Below are 13,268 nucleotides of genomic sequence, written 5' to 3'. Positions count from 1 at the left end.
AAATGTTCATTTTCTTACGCACCGGCACAAAAAGAGTGTAAAGCCTTGTCTATCTTTTTTTCATCCCGGTCGAATCGTGGCACTTTTGCTGGCCCGAAACCCTTCTTGCGGGTGTTCGTTTAACTATTCAATCAAATTAACAAGGAGAAAGAAAAATGAGAAAACGACTGTTTCAAGCTATTTGCGCACGCCTCAACGAACGCGTCCCCGAAATCCGGTGGATCGATTGGTGGAACAATCACCTTGTTCGACTCGATGGTGAGCCGACATGGGAGGTACCGGCAGTGTTCGTTGAATTCGAAACCATTGAATGGCGGCAACAGAATCAGGCTGTCCGCCGGGGCGATGTGGGGATGCGTCTGCATGTGGTGACACGTGCTGTCGCTCCCCAGGAAGCCGGTCTCCGCCAGTCCGATATGGTGGCGTTGTTCGATTTGGTCGATCGTATCCATGGGGCTCTGCAGGGGCTTCGCGGCGAGAATTTTTCAGCGTTCCAACTGACTTCATCGACCACTCCTCATGACCACGCGGAGTGGTTGGAAGGGATCGAACGTTATGCGACGAATGTTCAGGATATTGCTGCTGTACCTGATGTGAATCGGTAGCTTATGTTGAGTATAGAATCTGTGCCCTTCTGTCTGTTTGTGTCGATTCCGGCGGGTTGGACGACCTGCTGCAATGTGGCCGGTGCGGCGGCCGGGCGTTTGGGAAAAAGCAAAAATTTTCGTAATATTGCACCACATTCGAGTCGAGCGGCCTCTCGGGCGTTCGGCTCGAAACCCAAACCACCAACTTGAAATCGATCATGAAATCCGCGACAATCGTCTGTTGTCTGGCGGGGAGTTTGGCGTTGGCCGTCGGAGGCCCCTGCTTCCTCGCTCAAAATCGAGCCGTCTCGGCAGCCGTTCCGGCTTCTGTTCAAGAAGACTCTTCCCGAAAACCGCTGTTTATCACCGATATCGCAACCTTGTCCGACGGACGCGTCGTTACGTCTAATAAGGGAGATAAGTCCGTGCGCATCTATCGGGCGGGGCAGTGGGAAAGCCCGGTTCGGCAGTGGACATTCGAACAGACGCCGACCGGACTGGCGGTGGGGAAGGGAGCTGCGGGCAAAGAGCGAATTTTTGTGACCACCTTCGATAAACGAGGGACGTTAGAGAGCATCGACCCGACGAAAGAGGGGGCGGAAGCGGTCGAGTGGAGCGTGGCGGTGGGATCGGGAGCTACCTCGCCCGTCTATTCCCGGGAAGGGTGGCTCTATGTCCTCAACCAGTTTGCGAATACCGTGGATAAAATAGATCCGGTGACCGGGAAGCTGATGGCGAGCGTATCTGTGCTGCGGGAGCCGAAAGACGCCGTGGTTTCGCGGGACGGGAAGTACCTGTTTGTCGCGAATTTCCTGCCCGCCCAGCGGGCCGATGTGGACTACGTGGCGGCGGACGTATCGGTCATCGATTTGCGCAACTTTAAGAAAATCAAGGATATCAAACTTGCCAACGGGAGCAATGCCTTGCGCGGGATCGCGCTGAGTCCGGACGGGAAGTATGTGCTCGTGTCGCACAACATGGGACGGTTTGCCGTGCCCACCTCGCAGTTGCAACAGGGATGGATGAACACCAGCGCGCTGAGTGTGGTGGATGCCGAGACACTGGAATTCGTCGGCGGGATCGTGCTCGACGAACCGGAACGCGGCGCAGCGGGGATTTGGGATATCTGTAGCGTGGGAGACAAGATTTATGTGACCCACTCCGGAACGCACGACCTGAGCGTGATCGACTATCCGGCGATGGTTTCGCGGCTCAAAGGATATCGCGGGACGGCGGAACAGCTCTCTTACGACCTGCGCTTCCTGTACGGGATTCGGGATCGGGTGGCGCTGACCGGCAACGGGCCGCGGAAGATGGCCGTTTTGGGGGATGGGAAGCAGCTGTACATACCGACCTACTTTTCCGATACCTTGAACGTGGTCGATTTGGCGGACGCCCGGAACATCGCGGTCGTGCCCTTGGTGAAGAATCGGCAGGAGAGTGATGCGCAGGCCGGCGAACGGATTTTCAACGACGCCACCTTCTGTTTCCAGAACTGGCAGTCCTGCAACGGATGCCATCCGGGAGAGGCGCGGAGTGACGGGATGAACTGGGACCTGATGAACGACGGAATCGGAAATCCGAAAAACTGTAAAAGCTTGCTCTATTCGCACTTCACCCCGCCGAGCATGATCTCCGGAATTCGCTCCGATGCGGCGATCGCCGACCGGAAAGGGTTTACCCATATCCAGTTCTACGAGATACCGGAAGATAAGGCCTTGCAGGTCGACACTTATCTGAAAAGTTTGCAGGCCGTGCCCAGCCCGTATCTGGTGGACGGCCAGCTCTCGGCCAAGGCCAGAGAGGGCAAGAAAGTCTTCGACAAATACCGCTGCGGAGAGTGTCACAGCGGGGAGTACTTCACCGATATGCAGATGCACCGGATCGGCGAAGACATCGAATTCGAAAAAGGATGGGACACGCCGACCTTGCGGGAGGTGTGGCGGACGGCGCCTTACCTGTTCGACGGCCGGGCCGCGACGATGCGCGAAGTGTTCGAAGTCCACCGGCACGGGCTGGAAGGCAAGCGGCCCAGCGCTAAGGAGATCGACGCGCTGGTCGAATACGTGAACTCTTTGTGACGGGGGATATATGAATCAGGGATTCGGTATCGTTTATAATATAGATAAAGTCTGGTTTCGCGACTTCGGCGAGATGGTCGGCGAGATGCTCGACAAATTGACCGTCACGTGCGACGAGCGGAGCATCGTGCCCTTGCGGCTCATCTTCTTCGGCAACCCGGACGACAACCGGCAGTATGTCGAGCATCGGGAGTGGCTGCTCGCCTTGATTCGCGAACGGTGCGAACGGTTCGGGTGGCGGGTGCCGCTGGTCAGTTATGTGGCCCAGCGGTCGCTGGATTCGGGGCTCGTGATGGAGTCGCAGTGCGTATCGCGGGAGAATTCGGCACGGGTGCGGGAGCATTGTTCGGGAGAGGGGGTGCGCTATTTCGTGGTCGAGGACGATGAGGGGAAGCGGCTCTTTACCGAAGGGATTCTGCCCGCATCGATCGACGCGCCGATCTTGGAGCAGTCCAACGAAGTGCTCTCGAAACTCGGACGGGTGTTGGAGGCCGAAGGGATGGACATCAACACCATCGTCCGGCAGTGGAACTACATCGAACGGATCACCCACGTGCCGGATCGGCCTGGAGCCAATCAGCACTATCAGGACTTCAACGACGCCCGGTCGCACTTTTACGCCCGGACGGCTTGGAAAGGGGGATATCCGGCCGCTACGGGGATCGGGACGGCGCACGGCGGGATTATGGTCGAAGTGGACGCCGTGGCTTCGACCGGGAAAAAATGCGCCGCGGTGGCTTTGGACAATGCGTTGCAGGTAGCCGCGCACGACTACTCGCAGAACGTGCTGATCGGGGTGGCCGACAAGATATTCCGGCACAAAACCACCCCGAAATTCGAACGCGCCAAAGCGGTGGTGAGCTCGGAAGCGGGTGTGCATGTCTACATCTCCGGCACCGCGGCCATCCGGGGCGAAGCCTCGCTCACCGGCGTGGGGATCGAACAGCAGACCGTCACCACGCTCGAAAATATCCGCTATCTGATCTCCAGGGAAAATTTGCGCAAACACGGAATAAAGGTCGATACCGCGCCGGAAATCCAAATTTTTCGCGTATATTTGAAGACCGAGAATTTCCTGGAAGCCGCCCGGACGATTATCGAACAGACTTATCCGGAAGTGCATGCTTTGTACGTACTTACGGATGTCTGTCGGGACGAATTGCTGATCGAGATCGAAGGGATGGCGGTCGCGGAGTGACGGAAAATGGGTAAGGAAAACATAACACGTATCAATCATACCATGAAAAAAGTAAAATGCTTTGCAGTTTCTCTGGCGGCGCTCTTCGGCGCTTCGTTGATTTTCGCCTCGTGCGGCTCTTCGTGCTCGGCCGACGCGCAAAAGGGAGCTGCGGCTGAAAACACCAACACGATGAGCAACAAAGCACCGTACCAGAAAAAGTACACCAACGCCGATTTCTACGACGCGCAAGGGAATTTCAAACAGGATGTCGCTAAGGAGGCTTTCCTCGACATGTTCGCGCATTACGATGTGCCGTTCACGCCGTTGATGGAGAAAGACATCTGGTTCACCGACTTCGGTCTGGGCGACTTCGAAAACTGCGGGATGGGCGGCATCTTCTGGATCAACGACTCGACCGAGGGTTACTTTGCGCACAGCATCTACCTCTTGCCGGGCCAGATGATTCCGGAACACAAACACGTGAAAACCGCGTTCCCGGCGAAGAAAGAGTCGTGGATGGTGGACAAGGGATGGGTTTACAACTTCTCAGAAGTAGGCGAGGCGACGGAAGGGGCCGAGGCGCTCGTGCCGGCTTCGCAGAAAGCGACCACCGTTTCGAAAAACTACGTGAAACAGAACCTCGGCGAGGTGCTTACCCTCAAGGCGCCGGAAACTTGGCACTTCATGATGGCGGGTCCGGAGGGGGCTATCGTGTGGGAATTCGCCAACTACCACGATAACGCAGGGCTGCGGTTTACCCAGCCGAAAGCGGCATTGTAATACGATACGAGTGTTCGTCCGGATCGGGAAACCAGCCGATTCCGGACGACTCTTTTTTGAGGCGGAGCGGAGCCGGCGAGGTGGTCGCTGCCGCTATTCGCATAAAAACAGACCCGAACTCAACCCATTGAATCGAAAACCGTTATGAGAACATACGATCACGTCGGAATACCGACCTCCACGCCGAAACCCGGCGAAGTATACAACGAAGGGATGAAAGTCTGGCTGACCGACTTCGTGCAGAGCCCCAATCGCATCGAGTGGCTGCGGTTCGACGCCGACTCGTGGATGCCGGAACTGATCCGGACGACCACTCATTTGGCTTACCGGGTGACCGATCCCGAAGCGGAGATGGCCGGCAAAAAGGTCTTGCTGCCGCCGACCGATTGCGGGGGAGGCAACTGGATCGCCTTTGTCGAAGAGGAGGGGATCGCCATCGAACTTATGTGGCAGGCTTAAATGAATGAGGTTTTAACAGACAGAATATTCCATACGATGAATAAATTCATAAACTCTACCGAAAATATTACCGCCGAATTGTTGGAGGGGTACACTATGGCCTTTGCCGACACGGTGAAACTCGGCGCCGAAAATATCGTAGTGCGCACCCATCCGAAAGCGGAGGATAAAGTGGCCATCGTCGCTTTCGGCGGGTCGGGACACGAACCGGCCGTGAGCGGATTCGTGGGCGAAGGGATGCTCGATGCTTCGGTGGTGGGCGATATCTTCGCCGCACCGGGGGCACAGCGGTTGTTCCAGGCCTTGCAGATGTTCAAGCGCGATGCCGGGATTTTGCTCCTGATCCTCAACCACTCGGGGGACGTGATGAGCGGCAATATGGCCAAGCAGCTCGCCGAACGGATGGGGATCAAAGTCAAATCGATTATGACCCACGACGACATTTCGGCCGGACTGGATGCGGCGGACGAAGATCGGCGGGGGCTGGCGGGAGCGATACCTATGTATAAGATCCTCGGCGCTGCGGCAGAACAGGGGAAATCCTTGGACGAATTGATCGAGATCGGCGAACGGTTCAACAAGCAGATCGCCACGCTGGCGGTGGCGATGCGCGCCTGCACCCATCCGCAGAACGGGGCGACCATTACCGAGCTTCCAGAAGGGATGATGCAGATCGGGATGGGCCAGCACGGCGAGGCCGGACAGGGGGGGAATGAACCTCTGGTGTCGGCGGATGCTACGGCAGAATTTATGGTCGGTCAGCTGATGAAAAAGCTCGATTTGAAGGGGGGAGATAACGTGTTGTTGTATATCAACGGCGTGGGTTCCACGACGTTGATGGAACAGTTCATCGTCTACCGGGCTGCGGCGAAGAAACTGGCTGCTGCGGGGATTACCGTGGCGGACGGATATGCCGGCGAGTTGCTTACCGTACAGGAACAGGCCGGGTTCCAGATGATTCTCGGCAAACTGGATGCCGACCACCTCGACCTGCTCAAGAACTATAAGGCGGATGCGCCGTACTGGAAACGGTTCGGGAAGTAATCCATACATATTGTAAATCAGAGACTATGAGTCAGAAACTAACGATACCCGATTTTCAGAAGATGATTCGGCGCGCGTTGACCGATGTGACGGCGCGGGCGGGCGAATTCAGCGAACTCGACGCCGTGATCGGCGACGGGGATCATGGCGAAGCGATTGTCACGGCTTTGAACGCGATCGCCCGGGTGGCCGGCGCCGATGATGCGGCGGGGAAGGATTTCAAAGTGCTCTTGGCGGATATGGGCTTCGGCGTGATGCTCGAAACCAGCGGGTCGACTTCTACTTTGTTGGGCGGCTTGCTGCTCGGGATGAGCGACGGGGTGCCGGCAGGTTTGTCGGCGTTGGATGCTGCGCAGGTCAAGGCCATGTTCCGTGGCGGGTTGGAAGGTGTGCAGAAGAACACCAAGGCCATGCCGGGGGACAAGACCATGATGGACGCCTTGTATCCGGCGGTGCAGGCCATCGAGGCTTGCCCGAGCGATGACGTGGCGGTGATTTTGAAAGCTGGTGCCGAAGCTGCTCAGAAAGGCGCCGAGGCCACTGTGCAGATGAAAGCCAACTTCGGGCGAGCAAGGAACTACGGCGAGAAGTCGGTGGGGCATGCGGATAGCGGGGCTTCCTCGTGGGCCTGCATGTTCGGCGCCTTTGCGGAGGCGGTGAAATAGACCGGCCGTACAAATAACAGGTTTAGTAAAAAACAAAGAAAAATACAGAGAAGAAATGGCAGATATGGATGGTATCCTTGAGAACAAGGATAAAGACTACGGCATCGGGATTCCGGTACAGGGACAGAACTACTTCGTGAAGGGGGCCGACAACCTCGACTGGGGGATGAAAGACCGCCTCTCCAGAATATTCCGGCCGAGTACGGGACGGACCGTGATGCTCGCGTTCGACCACGGATATATCATGGGGCCGACCTCGGGGCTGGAACGGCTCGACCTCAATATCGTGCCGCTGATTCAGTATGCCGACTCGCTGATGTGTACCCGCGGGTCGCTCAGAGCAGTGGTGCCGCCGACATTCAACAAAGGGATTTGTTTGCGTTACTCGGCCGGGTCGTCGATCCTGACCGACTTGAACAACGAGTGCGTTTTGGATCCGGTAGACGCCGTGCGGGTCAACGCTTCGGCGATGGCGGTGATGGTCGCTATGGGGAACGACAAGTTCGAGGCCAAGACCATCGAAAACCTCGTCCGGACGGCGGATGCAGGGTACAAGTACGGCATTCCGACCATGGGGGTGACCGCTGTCGGGAAAGATATGGTACGGGATTCCAAATACTTCGGTTTGGCATCGCGCGTGTGTGCGGAGAACGGAGCCAATATCGTGAAGACCTACTACTGCGACGGGTTTGCCAAGGTGGTCAATGCTTGCCAGGTGCCGATCGTGATTGCCGGCGGCAAGAAACTCGAAGAAAAAGAGGCGTTGGAACTCTGCTACAAAGCGATCAACGACGGAGCTATGGGGGTCGATATGGGTCGGAACGTCTTCCAGTCGGCTAATCCGGCAGCCATGATTCAGGCCGTGAGCGCTGTGGTGCATGACGGCTTGACCCCGGAACAAGGTTTCGAAATGTATAACGACCTCTCTAAGTAATAGACTTTTCGTATGAAACGTTTTATTCATAAAATATCCGTTCATTCGAAGGGGATGGCTCTGGGGGCGGCGCTTTGTGCGGTGGCCGGGTTGAGCGCCTGCGGGCCGAAACCGGTGCAGGACAAGATCTTGATCGCGGGATCGTACTGGGACACCATCGCTGTCGTCAATCGCAGCGCGGGGAATACCATCGAGTGGAAATACGGCTTGCCGAAAGGGGCGGAGTGCAATAGCGTCGAGATTATTCCCGGGACAGGCGACGTGCTGCTCTCTTATAAGAACGGCGCGCGCGTCGTGAAGCGGGATTCCGTTAATGGAGGGGGGACGATCGTCTGGGACTATACCGATGTGGCGCCGGGCGAAGAGTTGCAGACCGCGACCAGACTGCCGGACGGGGGATACCTGCTCGGAATCTGCGGCACCCCGGCCCGGTTTGTCGAACTGGACTCCACGGGGCTCAACGTGCGGCGCGAAGTGCGGTATGATTTGGGGATTGGCGACGCACACTCCCAGTTCCGGCGCATGGTCAAGGCGCGGAACGGGAACTACCTCGTGCCGATTATCACCAACGGGAAACTCTTGGAAATCAAGGACGACACGACTTTAGTGGCGGAACTTAACCTGGGTGGAAATCCTTTCTCCGTACAGGAGTTGCCCAACGGGAATCTCCTGGTGGGATTGGGCGATGCCCATTGCGCGCTCGAAGTCGATCGCTCGATCGGCGGACTCGTCCGGAGGATCGATGCCCCGGCGGGAGTGATCTTCAACTTTGTCGGACAGGCACAACTGATGCCGGGAGGTAAAGTCATGGTTGCCAATTGGCAAGGACATGCACCGGCAGATAAACGCGATACGCCGCAGTTGGTCGAAGTCGATCTGGGGAAAGGGACGCCGCTCGTGTGGAGCTATGACGGACGGAAAGATGGAGTACGGCTGGTTTCGGCCTTTTTCCCATTCAAAGAGTAGTGGGACAGGGGGAGCGAAGAGAATGATCGGTTCATGCAGAGAACGGTCGGGCCGCGTGGCGGCTCCGGCCTTTACTGCCATAAAAAAGGAATACTAACACCAAACCATAAAGATGATTAAACGAAGAATTTTTACGGCCGGTTTGTGGTTCGCTTTGGCTGTCGCAGTTCCTGTGACAGTGGGCGCGGCGACCGTTCTGGCTTCGCGGCCTGCACTGCCCGCGTCGGCTAAAAAAACGATCGGCAAAAAGCAGGGACAGACCGACAACTGGCTGCACCAGGCTTTGGCCGCTAAAGCTAAGATTGCTGCCGAATCGCCGGCAGGATTGCCGTTCGTATCGACCGAATACCGGCGCGGGACGGCTCCGGGGAAAGTCTCCGTAGACCTGACGGGATTGAAAGAGATCTCGCTCGTTACCTGGGCGACCCCGGACGGGAACGACTACGACCATGCCGTTTGGGCCGACGGTCGGTTTACCCGGAAAGACGGCACCGTGGTGCGGCTGACCGACATGAAACCCTCCGTGAAACGGATCGCAGGTAACTGGACGACCGTCGATAAAAACTTCAACGGCAGCAAGTTGAAGATTGCCGGAAAGGTCTACGACCATGGGATGATCGCCCATGCCAACAGCTTGATGACCTTCCCGTTGAACGGCGAATACACCCGGTTCGACGCTGAATTCGGGATCGACGACGGATCGGCCGGCGGGAGCGCCATTTTCAAAGTGATGGTCGATAACGGACGGAAAGAGGCCAAGGCGCTGGTCGCTGCGTGTCCGGAGGTGGAGACCAAACTCGGCGCCTTTATCGGTGCCCCGATCGAAGACTGGCTCACCTCGCCCGGGACGGCGCTGGAACAGGCTGCCGTGATGAAGACCGTGAGCTTGCTGGACAAACCGGCTTACTTCAACGACCGCATTGCCGCGTTGGAAGCCGAGCCGGATATGGCGAAACGCATCCTCGGCTATATGGATCTCGCCAAGCAGGCAGAGGTTGTGCTAAACTTGCAGAACCAGCTCGTATGGCTCGACATTCCGGCCATTGGCAAAGCCTTGGCCGATATGAAGACCATGCCGGGATTCGACGCGAAGAAATATGCGGATGATTATGCCCGTCTCCAGACCATTGCTGCCGGAGGATTCGACGGCATTTACCGGTTCGATCAGGCTGCCATGGCGCGCGCTACGGAAGCGATCGGGCTGAAACGCGACATTCTGTTGGCCAATCCGCTTTTGGACATGGACAAGATCGTCGTGACCAAGTACGAACTCGGCGGCGATGCGCGCTACGTGATGGCACCCTCGCTCGGGACACAGCCCAACAACTGGTCGAACCAGTACTCCGGCGCCCGGGGCGGTTTCGACGCCTCGATCGTCGAACTCTCCGGTCTGCGCGGCGCGAAACTCAACGAACGGCTGATTTACAAACCCGCTACTGATGCGCCGGTGACCGACGTGCACCTGCACTGGGATGCCGACCGGATGCTTTTCACCTCGGTGGACTCGGCCCGGCGGTGGCACGTCTTCGAAGTGAACACCGACGGGACGGGCCTGAAGAACGTCACCGCGGCCATTCCCGAACCCGACGTCGAATTTGCCGACGGGGCATACTTGCCGGACGGGCGGATGATTATCAACACCACGCTGGGATACCATGGGGTGCCGTGTGTGGACGGGGCCGATGCCGTGGGGAACTTCGCCCTCTACGATCCGAAGAGCGGCAAACTGCGGCGTCTGACCTTCGACCAGGACAACAACTGGAACCCGACGGTGATGAACAACGGCCGGGTGATGTACACCCGGTGGGAATACACCGACCTGATCCACTACTTCTCGCGCTTCGTCATGCACATGAACCCGGACGGAACCGAGAACAAGAACCTGTACGGAAGCGGCTCGTACTTCCCGAACTCCACGTTTGACATGCAGCCGCTGCCGGGGAGCTCCAGCGCCTTTATCGGTATTATCTCCGGACACCACGGGATTGCGCGCTCCGGACGGCTGATCATCTTCGACCCCGCCAAGTCGCGGAAAGAAGAGAAAGGGATGGTGCAGGAGATTCCGTTCAGCAGCCGGCCTATCGAACCGATCATCAAGGATGAGATGGTGAACGGCGTCTGGCCGCAGTTCATGAAACCGCAGCCGCTGAGCGACAAATACTTCCTCGTGACCGCTAAACTCTCGCCGACATCGCTGTGGGGGATCTACCTCGTCGACATCTACGACAACGTCACCCTGCTCGCAGAGAGCGAAGGGGAAGGGTATGTGAATGCCATTCCGGTGGTGAAGAAAGTGACCCCGCCGGTGATTCCCGATAAAGTCAACCTCGACAGTAAGGAAGCCACCGTCTTCATTCAGGACATCTACGAAGGCGAAGGGCTGCCCGGCGTGCCCCGCGGGACGGTCAAGAAGCTGAGAATCCTGGCCTATGAATACGCCTATCGGGACTCCCCCTCGAACCACTCTGCACAGGGGATTCAGTCCGGGTGGGACATCAAACGACTGCTCGGCGAAGTGCCTGTCGAAGAGGACGGTTCAGCCATCTTTACCATTCCGGCCAATACCCCGATTTCGCTGCAACCCCTCGACTCGCTCGGACGCGCTATCCAGTGGATGCGCAGCTGGTTCGTCGGGATGCCGGGCGAAACGGTATCGTGCGTCGGATGTCACGAAGATCAGAACCTGATGCCCATTCCGAAACGAACCATCGCTTCGGCCAAGAAACCCGCTAAGATCGAAGTGCCGGAGGGCGGCGTGCGGCCGTTCACCTTCGAACTCGAAATCCAGCCCATTCTGGATCGTGCTTGCGTGGCATGCCACAATAACGAAAACGCGGCCGGAGGGAAGAACTTTACCGGCGGACGCTTCAACAACCTCTATAAGTTCAGCGACAGCTATCTCGATTTCCACCCCTACTTCTATCGTCAGGGGCCGGAAGCGGATATGTACGTCCTCGTGCCGTACGAGTTCAACGCCTCCAACAGCGAGATGGTGCAGATGCTCGAAAACGGCCACCACGGCGTGAAACTCACCGACAAGGAGTGGAAGACCCTCTACAACTGGATCGACTTCAACACCCCGTATCACAGCGGATTCTTCAACGTGCGGGATTTGAAAGTCGGCCAGCACGGTTACGACCAGATCCAACGGCGGAAAGAGCTTGCCGACAAGTATGCAAATGGGTCGGCCGTGGATTGGCAGCAGGAGATTCGCGACTACGCCGCCCAGCTCGAAGCTCAGCCGAAAGCCGAACCGGTTATGCCGGCACAGGAGGCTGAAGTTAAAGTGAAGGATATCAAGGTGAAAGGTTGGCCGTTTACGGCAGACGAAGCTCGGGCGATGGTCGGTGACGACAATAAGAAGAGCGTCGAAGTGGTGCCGGGGATTACGATGAATTTCGTTCGGATTCCGGCCGGGACTTTCGTGATGGGGGCAGACAACGGCATTGCTGCGCCGAAATCGAAAGTGAAGATCGACAAACCGTTCTGGATGGGCGAAATCGAAGTCAGCAACGAACAATTCCGCGCCATCTTCCCGGAACACGACAACCGTCTGATCGGTCAGCATTGGAAAGACCACACCGGGCCGAACTACCTGGTGAACGAAGACTGGCGTCCGGCGATCCGCATCAGCTGGGAACAGGCCATGGAGTATTGCCGCAAGCTCAGCGAAGCGACCGGGCTGAAGATCACCTTGCCTACGGAGGCGCAGTGGGAATGGGCTGCCCGTGCCGGAGCCGAGGGCGACAACTGGTGGGGAGCGGATACCGACTTCTCCTCCTATGAAAACCTGGCCGATAAACAGTTGCAGAAGATGGCCGTGAGCGGCGTCGATCCGCAGCCGATGAATCCGAACAGTCCGGTATTCAAATATTGGGACTTCCTGCCCAAGGACGCTTCGGTAGACGACGGCAATATGCTGCTCGGCAAGAGCGGCTCGTACAAACCGAATGCGTGGGGGCTGTACGACATGCAGGGGAACGTCGCCGAGTGGACACGGTCGGACTATCGGCCCTATCCGTACAAAGCGAAGGCCGATGCGACCAACGTGTCGAATGCCGAGAAAGTGGTTCGTGGCGGTTCGTGGATCGACCGGACGAAGAACGCCAGCCTTTCGGCGCGGCGTCACTTCCTGCCGTGGCAACCGGTTCGGAACGTCGGTTTCCGCGTGATTATCGAAGAGTAGGCGGGGGAGGAGAGAAGGGCGTGCAGCTTTGCTATGCAAGTATGGCCTCTCTTCCCCAGTTTGTAGAAGGATCGAACCGGGATTTCAGCCTTTTGGCGGTTGGAATCCCGGTTTTGTGTACCTCGGCTCGTGCCGTTTAGAGATATATTCGCCCCGCATAAAGAGGGAAATCGTCAAAACTTGCTTGCACGTTTTGACAAGATTTCCCCCGGCGCGCGGACAAAGAGCGGTGCGAGGAATTGGGCCGAGGCTGCCGCAGCGAAACGTAAGTTTCGCCCGTCCACGGGACGTGGGGCCCGCGCGGCCCGAGCGCAGTACCCTCCTGTAGGACAGACGCGCGCCGCCGCCTAAAGAAGCGATTCAGCGATTTCGGCGGTAGCCGAATT

Annotated in this window: 10 protein-coding genes; all 10 read left to right on the top strand. The window is 57.6% G+C overall.

The window, feature by feature from the left end; all coding sequences use genetic code 11:
• Window positions 1–155: 155 nt before the first annotated feature.
• The 10 genes from QZ302_RS01165 (at window position 156) to QZ302_RS01120 (ending at window position 12,882) form a co-directional block, all read left to right on the top strand.
• A complete protein-coding gene (locus QZ302_RS01165; protein WP_294591554.1) occupies window positions 156–605 on the top strand; it encodes a hypothetical protein in 450 nt (149 codons plus the stop codon).
• A 200-nt stretch (window positions 606–805) separates the two neighbouring features.
• Complete coding sequence (locus QZ302_RS01160) at window positions 806–2,668, top strand: YVTN family beta-propeller repeat-containing protein (RefSeq protein WP_294591552.1); 1,863 nt, start codon at window positions 806–808, stop codon at window positions 2,666–2,668.
• Window positions 2,669–2,678: 10 nt separating this feature from the next.
• Entirely contained in the window at window positions 2,679–3,866 is a 1,188-nt protein-coding gene (locus QZ302_RS01155) for a RidA family protein (protein ID WP_294591550.1), read from the top strand.
• 42 nt (window positions 3,867–3,908) lie between these two features.
• The gene (locus QZ302_RS01150) at window positions 3,909–4,628 is read left to right on the top strand and encodes a hypothetical protein (protein WP_294591547.1); all 720 of its coding nucleotides are present in this window, start codon (window positions 3,909–3,911) and stop codon (window positions 4,626–4,628) included.
• 144 nt (window positions 4,629–4,772) lie between these two features.
• A complete protein-coding gene (locus QZ302_RS01145; protein ID WP_294591545.1) occupies window positions 4,773–5,087 on the top strand; it encodes a hypothetical protein in 315 nt (104 codons plus the stop codon).
• Window positions 5,088–5,123: 36 nt separating this feature from the next.
• Entirely contained in the window at window positions 5,124–6,131 is a 1,008-nt protein-coding gene (locus tag QZ302_RS01140; protein WP_294591543.1) for a dihydroxyacetone kinase subunit DhaK, read from the top strand.
• 26 nt (window positions 6,132–6,157) lie between these two features.
• The gene (locus QZ302_RS01135; RefSeq protein WP_294591541.1) at window positions 6,158–6,796 is read left to right on the top strand and encodes a DAK2 domain-containing protein; all 639 of its coding nucleotides are present in this window, start codon (window positions 6,158–6,160) and stop codon (window positions 6,794–6,796) included.
• A gap of 55 nt (window positions 6,797–6,851) precedes the next feature.
• The gene (gene lsrF, locus QZ302_RS01130) at window positions 6,852–7,730 is read left to right on the top strand and encodes a 3-hydroxy-5-phosphonooxypentane-2,4-dione thiolase (protein ID WP_294591539.1); all 879 of its coding nucleotides are present in this window, start codon (window positions 6,852–6,854) and stop codon (window positions 7,728–7,730) included.
• A 12-nt stretch (window positions 7,731–7,742) separates the two neighbouring features.
• Window positions 7,743–8,696 carry a hypothetical protein gene (locus tag QZ302_RS01125; protein WP_294591537.1) on the top strand — a complete coding sequence of 318 codons (954 nt, stop codon included), beginning with the start codon at window positions 7,743–7,745 and terminating at the stop codon, window positions 8,694–8,696.
• Between the two features lie 112 nt (window positions 8,697–8,808).
• The gene (locus tag QZ302_RS01120) at window positions 8,809–12,882 is read left to right on the top strand and encodes an SUMF1/EgtB/PvdO family nonheme iron enzyme (RefSeq protein ID WP_294591535.1); all 4,074 of its coding nucleotides are present in this window, start codon (window positions 8,809–8,811) and stop codon (window positions 12,880–12,882) included.
• The last annotated feature ends 386 nt before the right edge of the window (window positions 12,883–13,268 follow it).

This window comes from uncultured Rikenella sp. (genome assembly GCF_910579375.1).
GTDB lineage: Bacteria > Bacteroidota > Bacteroidia > Bacteroidales > Rikenellaceae > Rikenella.
This window is presented reverse-complemented; position numbering and strand designations above follow the sequence as displayed.